General features: G+C 45.0%; 20 protein-coding genes and 1 tRNA gene. 12 read left to right on the forward strand and 9 right to left on the reverse strand.

Annotation, left to right across the window (positions count from 1 at the left end; genetic code table 11):
- Positions 1-66: 66 nt before the first annotated feature.
- From CUN85_RS01725 to CUN85_RS01735, 3 genes are all read right to left on the reverse strand, one after another.
- The gene (locus tag CUN85_RS01725; RefSeq protein WP_135388428.1) at positions 67-498 is read right to left on the reverse strand and encodes an archease; all 432 of its coding nucleotides are present in this window, start codon (positions 496-498) and stop codon (positions 67-69) included.
- A 69-nt stretch (positions 499-567) separates the two neighbouring features.
- Positions 568-1182, reverse strand: a complete 615-nt coding sequence (locus CUN85_RS01730) for a CDP-alcohol phosphatidyltransferase family protein (RefSeq protein WP_135388429.1) — start codon at positions 1180-1182, stop codon at positions 568-570.
- 114 nt (positions 1183-1296) lie between these two features.
- Positions 1297-1851: an aldolase gene (locus CUN85_RS01735; protein ID WP_135388431.1), complete on the reverse strand. Its 555-nt coding sequence runs from the start codon at positions 1849-1851 to the stop codon at positions 1297-1299.
- Positions 1852-1948: 97 nt separating this feature from the next.
- Between CUN85_RS01735 and CUN85_RS01740 the strand changes: the two genes are divergently transcribed.
- Both CUN85_RS01740 and CUN85_RS01745 read left to right on the forward strand, forming a co-directional pair.
- Positions 1949-2022, forward strand: a tRNA-Thr gene (locus CUN85_RS01740).
- Positions 2023-2337: 315 nt separating this feature from the next.
- Positions 2338-2532, forward strand: coding sequence for a YwbE family protein (locus CUN85_RS01745; RefSeq protein ID WP_135388875.1), 195 nt, complete (start codon positions 2338-2340; stop codon positions 2530-2532).
- A 399-nt stretch (positions 2533-2931) separates the two neighbouring features.
- Here the strand turns inward: CUN85_RS01745 and CUN85_RS01755 are convergent, their stop codons facing one another.
- Entirely contained in the window at positions 2932-3117 is a 186-nt protein-coding gene (locus CUN85_RS01755; protein WP_135388434.1) for a CxxC-x17-CxxC domain-containing protein, read from the reverse strand.
- 541 nt (positions 3118-3658) lie between these two features.
- On the opposite strand from CUN85_RS01755, the gene CUN85_RS01760 reads away from it, so the two are divergent.
- The 6 genes from CUN85_RS01760 to CUN85_RS01785 all read left to right on the forward strand — a co-directional run bounded on the left by CUN85_RS01760 (position 3659) and on the right by CUN85_RS01785 (position 9270).
- Positions 3659-4471: an ABC transporter ATP-binding protein gene (locus CUN85_RS01760; RefSeq protein ID WP_135388436.1), complete on the forward strand. Its 813-nt coding sequence runs from the start codon at positions 3659-3661 to the stop codon at positions 4469-4471.
- A gap of 120 nt (positions 4472-4591) precedes the next feature.
- A complete protein-coding gene (locus CUN85_RS01765) occupies positions 4592-5035 on the forward strand; it encodes a DUF2267 domain-containing protein (protein ID WP_167848754.1) in 444 nt (147 codons plus the stop codon).
- 206 nt (positions 5036-5241) lie between these two features.
- Positions 5242-6501, forward strand: a complete 1260-nt coding sequence (locus tag CUN85_RS01770) for a UbiD family decarboxylase (protein WP_205804320.1) — start codon at positions 5242-5244, stop codon at positions 6499-6501.
- Positions 6502-6550: 49 nt separating this feature from the next.
- Positions 6551-7747, forward strand: coding sequence for an aconitase X (locus tag CUN85_RS01775; protein WP_135388440.1), 1197 nt, complete (start codon positions 6551-6553; stop codon positions 7745-7747).
- A complete protein-coding gene (locus CUN85_RS01780) occupies positions 7737-8138 on the forward strand; it encodes a DUF126 domain-containing protein (RefSeq protein WP_135388441.1) in 402 nt (133 codons plus the stop codon). The genes CUN85_RS01775 and CUN85_RS01780 overlap by 11 nt, the downstream gene beginning before the upstream one ends.
- A gap of 25 nt (positions 8139-8163) precedes the next feature.
- Positions 8164-9270: a TIGR04013 family B12-binding domain/radical SAM domain-containing protein gene (locus tag CUN85_RS01785; RefSeq protein WP_135388876.1), complete on the forward strand. Its 1107-nt coding sequence runs from the start codon at positions 8164-8166 to the stop codon at positions 9268-9270.
- Between the two features lie 29 nt (positions 9271-9299).
- Here the strand turns inward: CUN85_RS01785 and CUN85_RS01790 are convergent, their stop codons facing one another.
- Together CUN85_RS01790 and CUN85_RS01795 are read right to left on the reverse strand one after the other, a co-directional pair.
- Positions 9300-10067, reverse strand: coding sequence for a helix-turn-helix transcriptional regulator (locus CUN85_RS01790; protein WP_135388442.1), 768 nt, complete (start codon positions 10065-10067; stop codon positions 9300-9302).
- Positions 10068-10451: 384 nt separating this feature from the next.
- Positions 10452-11177, reverse strand: coding sequence for a YkgJ family cysteine cluster protein (locus tag CUN85_RS01795; RefSeq protein ID WP_135388443.1), 726 nt, complete (start codon positions 11175-11177; stop codon positions 10452-10454).
- 151 nt (positions 11178-11328) lie between these two features.
- On the opposite strand from CUN85_RS01795, the gene CUN85_RS12890 reads away from it, so the two are divergent.
- Together CUN85_RS12890 and thsA are read left to right on the forward strand one after the other, a co-directional pair.
- Positions 11329-11502 carry a DUF5350 domain-containing protein gene (locus tag CUN85_RS12890; RefSeq protein WP_167848755.1) on the forward strand — a complete coding sequence of 58 codons (174 nt, stop codon included), beginning with the start codon at positions 11329-11331 and terminating at the stop codon, positions 11500-11502.
- A gap of 198 nt (positions 11503-11700) precedes the next feature.
- Positions 11701-13350, forward strand: a complete 1650-nt coding sequence (gene thsA / locus CUN85_RS01800) for a thermosome subunit alpha (RefSeq protein ID WP_205804322.1) — start codon at positions 11701-11703, stop codon at positions 13348-13350.
- Positions 13351-13558: 208 nt separating this feature from the next.
- On the opposite strand, the gene CUN85_RS01805 is transcribed toward thsA, so the two are convergent.
- The 3 genes from CUN85_RS01805 to CUN85_RS12895 form a co-directional block, all read right to left on the reverse strand.
- Positions 13559-14674: an ORC1-type DNA replication protein gene (locus tag CUN85_RS01805; RefSeq protein ID WP_205804324.1), complete on the reverse strand. Its 1116-nt coding sequence runs from the start codon at positions 14672-14674 to the stop codon at positions 13559-13561.
- 164 nt (positions 14675-14838) lie between these two features.
- Positions 14839-16020, reverse strand: coding sequence for a cysteine desulfurase (locus CUN85_RS01810; protein ID WP_135388444.1), 1182 nt, complete (start codon positions 16018-16020; stop codon positions 14839-14841).
- Positions 16021-16061: 41 nt separating this feature from the next.
- Positions 16062-16214 carry a hypothetical protein gene (locus CUN85_RS12895; protein WP_167848756.1) on the reverse strand — a complete coding sequence of 51 codons (153 nt, stop codon included), beginning with the start codon at positions 16212-16214 and terminating at the stop codon, positions 16062-16064.
- 206 nt (positions 16215-16420) lie between these two features.
- Between CUN85_RS12895 and CUN85_RS01815 the strand changes: the two genes are divergently transcribed.
- Entirely contained in the window at positions 16421-17698 is a 1278-nt protein-coding gene (locus tag CUN85_RS01815; protein WP_135388445.1) for a YcaO-related McrA-glycine thioamidation protein, read from the forward strand.
- Positions 17695-18363: a TfuA-related McrA-glycine thioamidation protein gene (locus CUN85_RS01820; protein ID WP_135388446.1), complete on the forward strand. Its 669-nt coding sequence runs from the start codon at positions 17695-17697 to the stop codon at positions 18361-18363. The genes CUN85_RS01815 and CUN85_RS01820 overlap by 4 nt, the downstream gene beginning before the upstream one ends.
- Positions 18364-18365 lie beyond the last annotated feature (2 nt).

Consider the following 18365-nt stretch of genomic DNA (forward strand, 5'->3'; position numbering starts at 1 on the left):
CCAGATTGCATACAGCCAACAAGCGGCCCTTTTATTATGAGAAACAGAGAGGAATAATTCAGGATATCATGTATCCACTGTTGCCTGTATCATCCATCCGTCTGATATTTGTTCAATCCTCATGTCATTATAGGTTGCAGCCTTGACCTCAGTGTCGAACTTGTGTTTGGAAAGATCGATCTCTTCACCCACAGCTTTTGCATATATGTGCCAGCCGACCTCATCCTGTTCCACCCTGTCAACAATGAATTTCCCGAAAACAAGGTTCTCGACCTCGAAAACGAAAAGAAGTTCCGAGAGCCAGTTAAAGAGAAGGGCTTCGATATCTTCAGAGTTCAGTTCAATCTCCTGGGAAACCTCATTTACCACCGTATCGGTATCGATCATTACATTGAACATAGCAAAGGCTGCATTCTCAAAGGCTTCTTCGATAGTTTTTCCATACGCCCTGAACTTTGCATCTGCTGTATGTTCCAGATATTCGAATCTTTCTTCCATAATAGAGAATTTACTCCTGAATTTATTTATCTATACGGCAACTGAGAAGTGCCGGCTGGCAACTAATAATCATACATTGAGCTGTTTCCATATGTGAGATATCCTTTGGAACGCCGTGATGTGGCTTCCCACTCCGATGATGATAATTACCCATCCAAGAGATGACAGTCCGTATACTTCTGCAGGATATATCGCGTAAATGAAGGATGCCAGCATTACGAGGATGAGACGATCAGCCCTTCCGATGATACCACCGTAGTAACGCCCGAGGTTCAGCGCCTGAGCCTGTGTGCCCAGGTAACTTGTGATCTGAACACCCACTATTGCTGCAACACCTATCTGCCAGTGAACATAACCGCCAAAGAATATGCCGCATATGATAAAGATGTCTGCATAACGGTCTATCACATGGTCCAGGAAATCACCCTTCGGACTTGAGATTCCCAGATGACGTGCCATCAGGCCATCCATTGCATCAAGCAGTGAGTTCAATGCAACCATCAGACCCGCAGCTATAACTATCGAGACGCTCTCCCCGGAGTAATAGAACAGTACACCGGAAAGCACGGCAAAAATAAGGGAAAGTATGGAAATGGCATTCGGACTTATACCGGCGTTTGCTGTAAGTTTTGCCATAGGTTCCAGATATTTGAGGGCAAAGGGTCTGAGAGCGTTGGAAGTCATGGGTATTGTACTTAATGAACTCTTTTCTGATTTAATGTTTTCCGGGATTTAACTGAGATCGACCCAGTATATAAGAGGTGCGCAAGAACGAGCATGACAGGAGAACCGACAATTTCAGCGATTGCGTGCAAGGTCGTACCAGTACTTTATCTTGCAGGAATGCTCCACCTGAGTTGTCATGACATAGGCCTCATCCAGCACGCGCCCGATGGCAAAGGTCCCATGGCTGTGAATTATGGCGGCCCTGTGAGATGCAAGTGCCAAAGAAATATTGCCTGCAAGTTCACTTGAACCGATTCCACCTCTGACAACAGGAATGTCCCCCAGGAAATACTGCCCTTCACTATCAACCGGCTCAATTGCACCATTCCTGCAAAGCAGGGACATAGTTACCGCGAATGGGCAGTGAGCATGTACGATCGCAAGCGCTGGCGTGTTACTGTAGATCGCACGATGCACGACAGCCTCGGAAGATGCGATAATGTCAAGGGCACATGTCCTGTCAAGCCCTACCTCCACAACGCTGTCCTCTGATATCTCATCAAGTGCAGAGCCGCTCCTGGTGATCAACATCCTGCTGCCTATCCTCACGCTGATGTTCCCGAAGTGGGATTCCACCAGACCGGTATCTACAAGTTTTTTCCCTATCCTGGATATTTCACGCCACATGGAACATCTCCGGCAATATTACCATAAAATTTATCTGCTATTATTGTATGTAAGGGAATGCTTTCCATAAAAAGATGTGGAATGCGCAATCAGATATGCCTCGATGGCTCAGCCCGGCAGAGCGAGTGATTTGTAATCACTAGGTCGCGTGTTCAAATCACGCTCGAGGCTTCTCATTCTTTAAGAATACAATAAATGCCTCCGGTGCAACTTTTGTCGTATTCCTGACCGAACGATCTATCAGATATTCATATTGCCTTATAATCAATAAATGACCAACATCCAGATGATCGATTAAAATCTCAGATAGGACGGCAAAAACCGATACAAATAAAGTATAACCAGTCAATGCAGTATATCAGGATATGGATATAAGGAATTTTTGAAGATCGCTGAAGAACTGGAAGAATGCTTACGGGAAACACAAATACTTTTTTAATCTGGTAACCGGTATCTATTTTTACATTACCATGGAACTACATGAACATGAATACAGGCAGTAACAGAAGCAACATCAATATCGGATCAAGTGTGGGTATAGTCTTAAAGCAAGACCAGAGAAGTGGGAAAATAACCAGGGGTGTTGTCAAGAGAATCCTGACAAAATCCTCATCTCATCCGCATGGAATTAAAGTGCAATTGGAAGATGGCAGGGTAGGAAGGGTAAAAGAGATTCACTAAACACATGTTTTACCGCATCAACCGGCAGACTGGTTAAATGATTAATATGAGCTGTCTGCTTTATCACAGATTCCGGGTGTAGCATGCAAAACTCTTTTGGCAACTGGTACATCTTGATGCGGACTTATATATCGCTCCAAAATCAACCGGATTACCAGAACTTATTGAAACACAAACGATGCACTGACCCATAGGTATTGTTGCAAGGATTTGAGAACCACAGCCAGGACATAACACATTTTCAATTTTCATATCTATATTCCTCTCCAGGTTAAGTTGCAGAAATCATTTAAAAACAAGAATTTAAAAAAAACCAAGCAGGCTGAAACGATCAAAGCAAATTGACCGTCAGACACCTACCATTTTCTAAAAATATTTAAGATTCTATTGCAATAGAATCTAATATCTTGCTGGTCTGTGCTTCTGGAAGCATTCCCTGCAGTAGACAGGTCGGTCGCCGGATGGCTTGAATGGTACTTCAGTTTCCTGTTTACAGTCTGAGCATGTTGCTTTGTGCATTTCTCTTGGACCGCTTGAGTTAAAGCCACCGCTTCTACCTTTTCCGCCTCTGTTATCGTATCCCATATTTTTATCTCCTTAAGTTTTATTTAGTTCCCCTGGCATATACCAGGATTGAGAATTTTCGCATGACTTGTATTACCTGATCATGATCAGGCCTCTCATTCCGATACGACTAACTCTAACTGTCCCATCAATTGTTAAAAGAAGCACACAAAAATTAGTAACCCTTTATTAAATCGTTGAGCAATCGAACTATTATTTACATACACTACCTGATACTATATAAATGCACGCTTTTTGGCCCCTGCAAATCCCCGATGTTCACATTCGAAATGAAGCATATAAAATATTCTCAGATATATTGCCAGATCTTGATCGTAATTACTTTTTTGTTTGTATCTATCGGTTCTGATAGCTTTTCTGGAGAGCAGTTTTTTTGTAATTGGTCCCTAATCTCACAGTTGATCAGGAACAGTATCCACTGAGATGTGATCACAGCACACCTGTCATTTTTACAAAAGTTTATTGCTCTTAGCAGATTTTACAGAAAAGCTAATCCGATTCTTAAGCTAATCCAATTCTTAGAACTGAAATGTGACTGAAAATGCCCCCAGCAAAAAAGATGACCGAACCGGAAATACCCCTCATTGAGATGCGAAATGTGACGGTATCCCGGAATGACAGGAATATACTGGACTCTGTGGACCTCAAGATAAACAGGGGAGAGAATATTGCCCTGATAGGGCCCAACGGTTCAGGTAAATCATCACTCATAAAAGTGATCACGGGTGACTACCGTCCACGTGCGGACAGCAGGGACATGGTCCTCAGGATCATGGGAAAGCAAACATGGAATATCTTTGACCTGAGAGATCTTATGGGAATAGTTTCAGGAGACCTTCAGTTCGAGTACAACAGGGATATCAACGGCTTTGAAGTTGTACTGTCCGGTTTTTTCAGCAGTATCGGTATTTATCCCAACCACAATATCACGCTGGAAATGGTAAGAACGGCTTATGAGCTTATGGAGTTTCTTGGAATATCGGGGCTATCGGACAAGTTAATATCGGAAATGTCCACCGGTGAAGCTAGAAGGACACTTGTCGGAAGAGCTCTTGTCCACGAACCCCATATCCTCGTGCTGGACGAACCTGCGAACAGCTTGGATATGAAAAGCCATCACCAGTTCAGAGAACTGACAAGGAAGATAGTATCTTGCGGAAAGAGCATAGTTCTTGTGACACATGATCTGGACGACATCATACCTGAGATAGGCCGGGTCGTATTGCTGAAGGATGGAAAGGTCTTCGCAGATGGTAGAAAGGAAGAGATTCTCAGCGAAGAGAATCTGTCAGGCCTTTTCGGGCTGCCTGTAAAGCTGACCAGGAATAAGGGTTATTATCATGCCACATATTGAGGCCACATAGGAACTCCGTTTTTTTCTATTATTTTTGTTCTTAGATATGGTTATATAGAGTAAACAAACATAGGTTTAATGTGCCTATAGATATTGAAAATCAGCGGGGATGAGATACAAGTGACTACTGGAGTAAGCAACCTTGACAACAGTATAGATACAACCAATATATGGCTCAACGATATCCTTAAGCAACTGCAATGGCAAAGCAAGATCAGTGCATATCAGGCCTTGAGAGGTACTCTGCATGCTTTAAGGGACAGGTTGCCAATTGAAGAATCCGCCCAGCTTGCGGCACAGTTACCACTTCCGTTAAAAGGAGTGTATTATGACGGATGGAAACCTGTGGGTAAGCCTGAGAAATACTCAAAAGTGGAGTTTGCAAGGAAAGTCCATGAACAGTTCGACCTGGATCCCGACCTGGACCTGGGAATGATCATACGGGCGGTTCTCAGGGTCATGTACAATCATATGGGTGCCGGAGAGCTTAAGGATGTCAGATCCAATCTGCCGAAGGACATGTGGGAGTGGTTTCCGGAAGAGATAAGGCCTGCTGAAAAGTGAGACATCAGGCTTAAGAAGACAGATTATAATCTCAGTTTAGATTCCTGGGAGAAAAACATCTTTTTTTCAAACAGGCTTATTACAACAGCACACCGAATAAGATATTTTTTTAGAATAAGTCCTGCATCCCTGTCAGACAGTTAAGATAATGATTTAAAGCAGCAATTTCCTTTATCTATCCATATACCTGTAACATGGATGATACTATGAGAGAATTTATCGAAAAACTCCAAAAAAGCGGGAAACTGGTCGAGATCACACGTCCTGTTTCGAAGTTGTTCGAAGCTCCAATTATCGCAAAACAGACCAATGCTCCCGTACTGTTCCATAATATAGATGGCAACCGTGCCATTATGAATGTCCTCGGTTCCAGGGATGAACTCGCAGCTATGTTCGGTGTGGAAAAGGACATGATAATACAGAAGCTTTCTGAGATCAGTCCGGATGGCGAGGTTGTCCTGGTAGATGACTCCCCTACAAAAGAGGTTGTGGAGACCGACATTGACCTCACAAAACTACCCATAATGACACATTTTGAGAAGGATGCAGGCCCCTATATCACCGCAGGGGTTGTTGTTACCGAATACGACGGGACTATGAATGCCGCTATTCACAGAATGCTTGTGGTCGATAAGACCAGGATCGCTGCAAGACTGGTAGCCCCCAGACATACTTTTGTACTGCACAGGAAAGCTGCAGAAAATGGAGAAAAACTGCGCGTAGCAATTGTTCTAGGAGCCGATCCGGCAATTACCTACGCCTCCACTACACGAGTGCCTACCGGAAAAGAATTTAACTATGCAGCAGCCCTCAAAGGCAAAACCATCGAACTATTCGAATGCAGTAACGGAATAAAGGTTCCACATGCAGAAATCGTTCTTGAAGGATACATAGACCCCGAAGAACGTGTGGATGAGGGTCCTTTTGTTGATATTACCGGCACATATGACCTTGTCAGGAAGGAACCTGTCATACACATCACCAGGATACTGCACCGCAGGGACCCCATATACCATGGAATACTACCTGCAGGACCCGAACATCTGCTCATGATGGGGGTACCTTATGAACCCCGGATATACAATGCCGTGAGCGAGGTTACGACTGTGAAAAATGTAGTACTCACAGAAGGCGGTTGCTGTTACCTGCATGCTGTCGTCCAGATAGAGAAACAGACAGAAGGGGATGGAAAGAATGCGATCATGGCGGCCTTTGCCAGCCACACCAGCCTGAAGCATGTGGTTGTGGTTGATGAGGACATTGACATATTTGACATGAAGGACGTGGAATTTGCCATTGCCACCAGGGTGAAGGGAGACATGGACATTATGATAATACCCAATGTCCGCGGAAGTTCCCTTGACCCCAGAGGAGCACCGGACGGGACCACCACAAAGGTCGGCATCGATGCAACGAAGGTGCTGGCCGAGGCACAGAACTTTGAAAGGGCGAAGATGCCTGAGTGACCTACCTAAATAAATCATAAAAATATAAAAGTCAAAGGTCGGGATTCCAATGTACCTTACGAAGGAAGAGCAAAGAACCCTTGATGGGGAGTACGGAGAGACCCTCCGGAAAGCAATTGAAATACTTGTAGCGCTGGGAGACATATACGGGGCTGACAGCCTGATACCCATCAAAAGCGCCCAGATTGCCGGTGTATCCTACAAGACCATCGGGGATGCAGGACTGGAATGGATCTCCGACCTTGAAGGCAAAGTCAGGGTCCCTGCAATACTCAATCCGGCTGGTATGGATCTGCTGCGCTGGAAAGAGATGGGAATTGAGCAGAATTTCGCTACAAAGCAGCAGGAGATAATAAATGCCTATGAAAGCCTTGGCATCCGGACAAAATGCACCTGTACACCCTACTACCTTGAGGGCTTCAATGCAGGTCTAGGAGACCATCTGGCATGGAGCGAATCGTCCGCCGTTTCCTACGCAAATTCTGTCATCGGTGCGAGAACTAATAGGGAGGGCGGACCTTCCGCACTCTCTGCTGCACTTATCGGGAAAACCGCTAATTACGGGTACCACCTTGATGAGATGCGAGAGCCTGTGATCGCAGTTACAGTAGACTGTGAACTCTCCGACTCTGATTACGGCGCCCTGGGCTACATAGCAGGAAAGGCAATTGGCAGTCGGGTGCCGATCTTTTTCTTGAAAGGTGAACCTTCAAACGATGAACTTAAAACACTGGGTGCAGCACTTGCAGCTTCCGGAGCCGTTGCGCTTTATCACGTTAATGGTGTCACACCTGAAGCAGTCAGGTCGAACTTTGAAAAGCCCCATGAGAACATCACTATCGAAAAGCAACAGATAAAAGATGTATATGAAGCATCGGCCGAATTTACACAAGGAAAACTCAATACGGACATAATCACAATTGGTTGCCCGCATTGCTCACCAGGGGAACTGAAATACATTGCAGAACTGCTTGAGGGCAAAAGTATAAAAAAAGAGATGTGGGTCTGCACTTCCAGGGAAGTTGCACAAAGGTGTGCCGACCATGTGAATATTATTGAAAAGAGCGGGGCTAAAGTCGTGTGTGATACATGCATGGTAGTATCGCCTGCGGCAAATAATTATCAGGCAATGATGGTTAGTTCAGGAAAAGCACTTGCATACGTTCCAAGCATGTGCAAGGTTGCCGCAAGGTACGGAAGTATCGAACAATGTATCAAAGAGGCAGGTATTACTCATGAGAATTAAATGCAGGAGCATTTCCAGAGGAACTGCCGAAGGTGAAGTGCTCCTCACACATGATCCGATATCGTTCCTTGGCAACGTCGATCCGAATACAGGAACTATCGTGGAAACCGAGCATGAACTATACGGACAATGCATCAAGGACAGGGTACTGGTGTTTCCTCACGGGAAAGGATCAACTGTGGGCTCCTATGTCCTTTACCAACTTATCAAGAATGATGTCGCACCGGCCGCCATGATAAACACCGAGTCTGAACCCATTGTAGCAGTAGGTGCAATAATTTCGGGCATACCTCTGGTGGATAAGATGGAAAAGGACCCTTTTGATATCCTGAAAAACGGAGATCACGTAAAGGTTGATGGCAGCACCGGATGCGTGGAAACCGACAATTGACCATCCTCACAGACTTTCGCTGAACATGGATATCAATTTTCGCCGGAACAGGAAGAATTCCTATAGCCTTGCTGCACTCACACCGCTCTTCCCGGATGCGCAAATGGTGAAGAAGCCGGAAAACGGGTTAATGATCTACAGTTTTGCTTCCCGTCAGAAGACACCTGTTTTCAGGGAAGTTGAAAATGCCAGCACTGACTCTGTTTTCATAGCCGGCGGACCACACCCTTCCGGTGCACCTGAGGAGACCCTTTCTTATTTTGATTATGTGGTCATCGGAGAAGGCGAGCAAACGCTGCCGGAGCTTGTAAAGGCTCTGAGATCAGGAAAAGATACCAGCAAAGTTAAAGGAATCGCATACAAAGATGTAACAGGCAATCCAGTCTTCACAGAAAACAGGGGACCCGTTGACCTTGATATGTATCCGTGTTTTGATCCTGACAGGTTAATGGCCCCCCTGGAGATTAGCAGAGGGTGTCCTTTCCGATGCAAGTATTGCCAGACCCCACGTATTTTCGGGGGCAAGGTCCGACACAGGAGTATCGACTCTATTGTGAAGTTCGCGCAATACTATAATGATCTCAGGTTCACTTCCTCCAATGCACTTGCCTACGGAAGTGACGGCATACACCCAAGATTTGACAAGGTAGAGAAACTTCTCTCATCTCTTCATCGTATCGACGGCAAAAAGATCTATTTCGGAACATTCCCTTCCGAGGTCAGACCGGAGTTCATTACCGAAGAATCAATTGAAATGATAACGAAATATTGTGACAACACCAGATTGAACCTGGGTGCACAGTCAGGAAGTGACCGCATCCTGAAAGAGATATGGAGAGGGCATACCACAGAAGATACCTTCAGAGGAATAGAACTGTGTTTTAAGCATGGTATAATTCCGGTGGTTGATTTTATCGTAGGATACCCGGATGAGACCGAAGAGGAACAGGACAAAAGTCTTGAGATGATTAAATGGATATCCAAAAAAGGAGGTAATGTACATGCACACTACCTCACACCCCTGCCAGGAACACCTTATGAGCATGCCATTCCTTCCGTTGTAAGTGACCGTTTCAAGAAGGTGCTGGGAAAGATGGCGTTGGAAGGAAAAGCTACAGGTTCATGGTCATGAGATTCAGGAAAAAGATAGCTTTTCCCGAATCAGACATCAGTTATAACAGTTGACCTCTCTTTGTAGTATTCGAATAACTCCTTGCCCCATTCCACTGCATTTTGATTGCAGGCCATAATCAGCTTGTTGTCAAAACCGTTGTTCTCCCCCAATAGCCTGAACATAATACATGCGTCTGTCAGTGAAAATGATACGAAACCAATATCTTCAGGATACAGGTATACATCGGAACATTTATTTTCTACGAGCCTTTTGAAATCAGCATACCTGTCCGTTTTTAATTTTTCAAACATTGCCTGGTTGATTATCACAGATACTTTCACTCCCTTATCCATCATCTCTGAAGTAAAATCAGGGAATGTGGGATACAAAAAAGTGGTTATGACTGAAAACGAGGTCGAAACCGTACTCATAAATTCCTTATCCGGCTCATGGACCTCGGAAAGCTTAGGTTCTTTCAACTCCAAAGAGCCTATTTCATGGAATCTTTCAAGCAGATTTGAGGGAATGAAGTCAAGTTTGTATTTTCCAAGGAGATTAGAAGTCTTGTCCAGGAATTCCAGTGTCTCAAGGAAAGGTATCATTTCGCATACAGTTATTTTTCCCACACCTGTCAGTTCATAACTACCATCCTGACTCGTGATCAGACCATTCTGCTCCAATAGCCGCAGATGAGGAACCAGCGCCTGTCGGCTCATTCCCATAGCCAGGAGTATTGTCTCTTTTTTCTTTTGGCCTTCATGCAACAGCAAGAGTAAATTCTTCTTCTCTTCTGATATACCCAATAGTTTGAACATTGGCGTTTTCAAGTATGTGAACCCTCTTACAATCTTCTGCCCTTCATCTAGAATATAATAATGATTCAGACAAGCCAGATTGCAGTATGTATTTATTTTACTGCCTATTTATGCATACCTTAACTGAAATTAAGCACACACATTACATACTTTGATTATAAGTCGGATAATGCTCCCGATTATTCATTTTAAAAAAAAGCAACTTGAAGCTTTAAATGTTTATGCATTATGAACCTGGTACATGCACAATGACCTGTTCGTCTGGTATTAGCACAATATCCTGACTCAATTAATTCACCAGACAGATCCTCAAAAGTCAATTGTTTTCCTACTATATACCTCCGGACAGGATAACCTCTTCGTTTTCTTCATTTACATCTGAGATTACTCTGTTTTAACCTCATGATCTTTGAAGCCTTTCCCGTAAAATACAAAAACAGTTATATTCCCGCCTTTATTGAATCTCCTCATCTCCCGGTCATATACTCCCTGTACGTGCCGGAGTTTCTTATCCGTGAAATGTTGCCTTGCCTTTTCAAGGAATGCTATCTTTTGCTCCAGGAAAGAACTCTCGTATGCTTTTACATCCGATGCTATTGTTTTACATTCCTCATCACGAATATCATTATGGTAGCACCCATGGAGGTTTAGTCCGCTTATCTGCCTCCACCCTACGTTACCCTCCTCATCAGCTTCCAGATGCAACATATAAGGATACAGCCTGCAGATGGAAGGACGTCTGTCGTATATGGTGCAGCGTCTGCCTTCTAGAAAGGTGCAAGAACCATCCTCTTTTGTCTTGAGCGCATAGCCCGAAACATAGAAATTGCCTTTCTGGTCACATAGTTCATAGTATGGTGCAGGTTCCATCTTTGTTGGATCGATCTGCCTGATAATATCCGCATCCTCCTCAAGAAGGAACACATGGTCATTGAATTCCTGTGTGCAGCAGCGTGCACAGAGGTCACAATGAAAACCAACTTCTTTGATCGTAGCAATGAGGTCTTCATCCGGGTAGTCCTGTAATTCCTTTAACTCTAATCTTGCAAGTGATAGTTGTTCATCTATTGATGTTTTGAAGCTGACCAACTCCTTTTGTGATAACTGCATAGAGGCCCGGGCTTAAAAGCAATTTTGGTACCGCATCGTAAACATCAAGATATTTCCCGCAAGATTTAATAGGAAGCATTACGTTAACTGGTAAACTCAAACCTTAATTAGTTATTATTATCGAATATTAGAATCATACAGAGGACTGATAATGGGTAAAACTGGCAGCATTGAATGGGTCAAAGTTAAAGGCCGTAAAGGTAGAACAATAAAAGTACAGAAATCCAGGGCAACAAAATCTCACCCGGGTCCGGCACAGAGATACAGTTCATCCGGAGCTAAGAGAAGATTCCTTCAGAGATCTCCGAAGGCACTTGTTAAGTGAGTCTATCTCACTCTTTTTTATATTAGATCATTCCTGTTCCGTACGATCCATGAGTGGATTCGCTACCATTGCGGGCACATAATCCTTTCCAAGAAAAATGGACTATAACCGATACGCTTATATAGAACTACATTCATTAGAAAACGACCGGAATTAATAGTTATTCTATAATTTCCATTACTAGGAGGACAGAAACAAATGGCAGGACAGATGGCTGGACAGCCAATTTTCATATTAAGAGAAGGAAGCCAGAGAACAAGAGGCAGAGAAGCACAGAGCAATAACATCATGGCTGCAAAAGCAGTCGCTGAAGCTGTAAGAACAACACTTGGCCCAAAAGGAATGGACAAGATGCTTGTAGACAGTCTCGGAGATGTTGTCATTACCAATGACGGTGCAACCATTCTCAAAGAAATGGATATCGAGCACCCCGCAGCAAAGATGATCGTCGAAGTCGCAAAGACACAGGATGATGAAGTGGGTGACGGTACAACCACAGCTGCAGTAATTGCCGGTGAGCTTCTTAAGAAAGCTGAGGAACTCATTGATCAGGACATACACCCCACGATCATTGCCTCTGGTTACAGAATGGCTTCGGAAAAGGCGGGAGAGATCATCCAGACACTTGCAAAGTCAGTTACCAGGGAGAACAGGGATATTCTCATGAACATCTCCGGAACTGCAATGACAGGCAAGGGTGCAGAAGCAAACAAGGAAGTACTTTCAAACATCGCAGTTTCAGCCATCATAAGCATTGTTGATGAAGACAACAAGGTGGACATGGACAACATCAAGATCGAGAAGAAGGTCGGTGCCCGTATCGAGGAATCAAAGCTCATCGAAGGCATGATCATCGACAAAGAGCGAGTCCACACCAACATGCCAAAGAAGGTAAGCGATGCCAAGATCCTGCTTGTCAACACTGCGATCGAGCTTAAAGACACAGAAGTGGATGCAGAGATATCCATTACGTCACCAGAGCAGCTCCAGTCCTTCCTCGACCAGGAAGAGAGGATGATCAAGGACCTTGTTGAAAAGATAGTCGCATGCGGTGCAAATGTTGTATTCTGTCAGAAAGGCATTGACGACATGGCTCAGCACTACCTCGCAAAGGCAGGTATCTTCGCCATCAGGCGTGTGAAGAAGAGCGACATGCAGAAGCTTGCAAGAGCAACCGGTGCAAAACTTGTCACCAATGTTGACGAGATCACCGAAGCAGACCTTGGAAAGGCAGAAGTTGTCGAAGAGAAGAAGATCGGCGGCGACGAGATGACCTTTGTCACAGGATGTGTCAATCCAAAGGCGGTCTCCATCCTTCTGCGCGGCGGTACAGAGCACGTCATCGACAATATCGAAAGGGCACTCAATGACGCACTAAGAGTAGTAGGTGTAGTCATAGAGGATGAAAAGCTTGTAGCTGGCGGCGGATCACCCGAAGTCGAGCTTGCACTCAGGCTTCAGGAATATGCATCAACCCTCAGCGGCAGGGAGCAGCTTGCTGTAAAGGCTTTCGCAGAAGCTCTCGAGATAGTCCCAAGAACCCTTGCAGAGAACGCAGGTCTTGATCCGATAGACATGCTCATGGAACTGCGTGCACACCACGAGAAAGGACAGAAGACAGCAGGCCTCAATGTCTACACCGGTGAGGTAATAGACATGTGGGAAGCTGGTGTCGTTGAGCCTCTCAGGGTAAAGACACAGGCAGTTAACGCTGCAGCAGAATCCGCAGTCATGATCCTGAGGATCGATGATATCATTGCATCCAGACAGGGACCCGGAGGACCTTCTGCAGAAGACATGGTGCCAGGGATGCCACCAGGCGGAATGCCCGGCATGGACATGATGTAAAGTTCACATCAAAAGAAATAACATTTTAAGAAGCGCAGTTTGATCTGCGCTTAAACATTTTTTTTGCTAAATCTATTTGCAGCATTAATTCTTTTTTAATTATATTGATTTTAAATTACCATGATAAGCTTGACTCATTGATGCCGGGCTGGAAAAAATAAAGCATAAGCTCGAGCTAAGTATAGCTTGAAAACAAAATCCCAATGAGCTATTGCTCAAGGCACTTCAGAATATCCTGAGGCTCATACCTTGGCTTTATAACCCTGGTCCTGCCACGCATACCTTTTCCCGAAAAATCGGCATCCAGTAGTTGAGAATCGCTCATTTTCCCGATGATCTCATAAAAACGGGTGTAACCAAGTCCCGTGATCTCATGGAAAGACTTGTAGAGTTCACCGGCCTGCATATTATTCTCTTTTGCGATCAGGCCCAAAAGGGTTTTTTCATGTTCCGCAAGGGAACGTATGCTACGACACAAATATATAAGCCTGGATGCTTCATAGGCCTTTTCCACATCCTCTAATGAGATCTTGCGACTTGCCCTGCGCTCTGCATTCAGACCTGAACGCCGCAGCAGATCGATACCAACCCTGAGATCGCCTGTGAGATCCACGTATTCCACAACCCTCTCACATACCTCATCTGGCACGACATCCTGATAGAAGGCATGCTGTATCCTGTTGGTTACAATGTCCCGTATCTCATTCGCATCATACCTGAGGAATTCGACCTCCTCGGGCAGGAAAACAGAACCCACACGCGGATCGAAATGATGAGAGATTCCTACATCACTGATGATTGCAATGACGGCTATCTTTACCCCCGGATACTGTTCATGTGCACGTAATAATGAATACATAATCTCATCGGCATGCCCTTCATGGAAAAGGTAGTTGATGTCATCAAGGGCTACCACAAGGATCTTATTGGAATCCACAAGCTGTTTTATGACCTTATCAAAAAGCTTCCTGAAGGCAATGCCGGAGGTGGGTGGTTTGATATTGACAAGTTTTTCATATATCCGGGATACGACTGCAAATCGCGTGGAATCCATCTGGCAGTTTACCTTGACAAAGACAACATTGCCAGCATGTTCCTTCATTTCACTGAAAACTTTCAGGACGGCAGTAGTCTTACCGGTGCCCGGGGGGCCCTTCACAAGACAGTTAACAGGCCTCATACCCCTCATAGCAGGCTTCAGGCTGAACTTGAGAGCCTGCATCTGGGAATCTCTGTGCGCAAAGTATTCAGGAACATAGTCAAGTTCAAGTACTTCACCGTTCTTAAACAAAGTCTCATCCCAGAGTAGCATGTCCTTGCTCACGTAAGATCCCCTTTTTTTGATGAAATAGATGTTCTGACTGTAAATCGACCAGGTTTACTAATATATAAATAACTGCACATAATAAGTTTGTGCTCTTATTCCTCCTGAAATACTCTCTGCTGAACGCAATGAGTAAACAGGCATTCAACACATGGCATCAAAGTTTACGCAACGAGCGAAGCTATGTTTGAGACAGTTTCAACAAGTATATCGACTTCTTCCTGAGTATTATATAATGCAAACGATGCCCGCACAGTTCCGTCAACGCCAAGAAGATCTATTCCAGGTATCGCACAATGATAACCACTTCGCACACATATCTTTTTAGTCTGGTCAAGGATCATGGCAACATCATGAGCGTTCATCCCCTTTACATTAAAGGAGACAACAGAAGCCCTGTCGCGGGGACCATACACTTCGACACCATCGATACCGGCAAGTCGTGATGCAGCATCCCTGGCAAGTGAGAGTTCATGCTTTTCGATCATGTCAACACCGATATTCCTTACATATTCCACTGCCCTTCCAAGACCAATAACACCTGGCATGTTCGGAGTTCCTGCTTCGAATTTAGCAGGACATGGTTCTGCCTCATAGCAGGAATCCGTCACTGAGCGAACCATTCCCCCCCCTACGAACATTGGCTCGATCATATCCGGTTCTTTTATGTAGAGTATGCCCGTACCCTGAGGACCCAGCAGGCCTTTGTGACCCGGAGTTGCAAAGAAATCCGGGTCCATTGAATTGATATCCAGGGGAACATGGCCTGCCGACTGGGACCCGTCCACAAGTACTCTTACATCCTCCCTGTGAGCTGAACGGATTATCTTAGTTATGTCCTGCCTGGAGCCGAAAACATTTGATATATGGTTTACCGCGATCAAACGTGTCCTGTCATTGATAGCCGATCTGACATCCTCCGGATCAACGACGCCTGTGATATCAGGCCTGACGATAGTAATGTTCACACCCTCATCCTTCAGGCGCATCCATGGAAGCAGGTTAGAGTGATGTTCCACAAGAGTTACGACAACATGGTCACCATCTTCCCAGGGGAAGCCGCGGGATACAATATTGATGCTTTCAGTTGCATTTCCTGTAAAAACCGTTCTTTTAGCATCCGTTTTTAAAAAATGTGCGACACTCTCCCGTGCATCTTCATAATGATCAGTGGTTTCACGGGCAAGCCTGTGTGCTCCCCTTCCATGATTACCTGCATACCTGAAAAAGTATTCTTCCATCGCCCTGACAGCAGGCACAGGAGTCTGAGTAGTGGCTGCGTTATCCAGGTAGATCACATTTTTTAGAACAGGAAAGTCTTCCCTGACGGAATGAACATCATACATGGAAGTCCTTATGTCTGGAAAATAAAAATAGTTTTGCAGGCCTATTTTGCCTGCATGCCGCCTACCATAAAGCGGCAGAGATCCATTTCCTCTGCACTGAGTTTGTCTTTTGAGATTCCATCGACAACAGCATGGAAATCCTTTTTCAGACGCTCGTGGGTGCAGGACTGTCTTCTGCATTTATTGTCTCTCATAATATCCTCCTGTCTCTCATTTCTTTAAATATACCGGATAATTTATACAAGATATATAACCTTGTTAGAATATTTATAGCCATTCTACCGGTAAACACAACTATAAGTGTTCAAACTATATATGTATTTTGGAGAAGGCTGAAATGCATGCTTAAAACCAGAGATATCGCAAGAAATATAATATATGCAGGAGACTTTGGCTGAATATGCCAGAGATTACAATTAACAGATCACTTTCATATACTAAAGGCACTCAACGTATTTTTGGTGAGGCAGAAACCCTGGAAAAAGCAAAACGCGGACTCAGCAGCATAGGAGTCACCAGGGTGGCCGGCATCACTGACCTTGACAGATTGGGCATACCTGTTTTCTCTACAATAAGACCAAGTGCCGCAGAAGGAGCCATATCCGTATACTCCGGCAAGGGTATTACAGAGAACCAGGCAAGGATCTCGGCCATGATGGAGAGCTATGAAAGATGTCTTTCTGAGAGAAATGGACTGAATAAGGACGTCAGAGAGGATATTTCTGCACCGCATACCATTGTCACATATGAGGAGATATCCGAGCATGGACCTGCAGTAGACCCTGCATCCCTGCTGATGTCAGAGACATATTCCCAGGAAAATCTTGTCGAATGGATCAGTGGATGGGACCTCCTGAAAAAAGAAGAGGTTGCAGTTCCTGCAAATGCAGTATACCACCCCTATGACGCACCGGGCAGAACAATAAAACTCTTCAGGACGAACACCAATGGCCTTGCCGCAGGAAATGTTCTGGAGGAAGCGATACTTCACGGACTGCTTGAGGTCATTGAAAGGGACGCCCTGAGTACTGCGGAATTTAACAGGTACCCCGGGAAAAAGGTCATCCTCTCCAAAGAGGACGGAGACAACTATGAACTGCTGCAAAAGTTCAATGATAACGGAGTGGATGTTAAGCTCTGGCTTCTACCCCATGATACCGAGATAACGACCATTGTCGCTGCCACCGATGATATAAGACTGAAGGACCCCGCACTGCTTGTAATGGGTGCAGGTTCACATCTGAGACCGGAGATAGCAGTCAGAAGGGCACTCACAGAAGCCGCGCAGTCCAGAGTGGTGCAGATACATGGTGCCCGGGAGGATACCGAGCGAGAGAAGTTCGTCAGGGAAATAGGGTATGAAAGAATAAAGCGCATGAACAGGTACTGGTACGAAGAGGGTAATAAGACCACAGTAGCACAGATGAAAGACCTGTCAAAAAAAAGCCCTGCCGAAGACATCGAGACCGTACTCGACCAGCTCAGAAAAGTAGTTGACAGTGTGATAGTGGTGGACCTTTCAAGGGAGAGTATCCCTGTTCCCGTAGTGAGAGCCATCATCCCATCCTTTGAGATGTATACACTCGACAGAGAGCGTTTAGGACAGAGAGCAAAGGCAGGAAAAAAACGGAAAATGACGCGTGAAGAACGTCCCTGGAAACACAGAACACGAAAATGAACAAAAGCAAGCTCAAAACACTGGTATTCACAGGTACAAGCATCAGCCACCATGATGCAAAGAATATACTTGGCGAGGCCACCTTTCACCCCCCGGTTTTCAGAGGTAATGTCGAAAAGGCAGTCAGGGAAGGGTACAAGCTGATAGGCATCATTGACGGTGTATTCTTCAGCAGGTCCGCTGTGGCACATAAGGAGATCATCAGAGCCATAGAAGCAGGAGTTACAATCATCGGAGGTTGTAGCATGGGTGCCCTGCGTGCTTCCGAACTTGATGTCCACGGCATGATCGGAGTAGGGAAGATTTACGGACTATACAGGGACGGAGTGATCGAAGATGATGACGAAGTGGCCGTGGCGACAAATCCCGATACCTTCGAACCGGTATCATCACCAATGGTGAATATCAGGGAGACCCTAAAGGCAGCATCTCATGAAGGGATCATCGACGAGGAAAGCTGCAGGCTGCTGATCGATCTTGCCAAAAGGACCCATTACGGAGAAAGGAGTTACTTTGGGATAACAGAAGAGGCTTCAAAACAAATGATTATTTCAGGGGAAAAAGCCTCCCGACTTTTGGCTTATTGCAGGGATAAAGAAACAGACCTTAAAAAACAAGATGCCATACTGGTTCTGGAAAAAGTAAAAGAACTGATGAGCAGATAAGA

This window comes from Methanolobus halotolerans (genome assembly GCF_004745425.1).
Taxonomy (GTDB): Archaea; Halobacteriota; Methanosarcinia; order Methanosarcinales; family Methanosarcinaceae; genus Methanolobus; species Methanolobus halotolerans.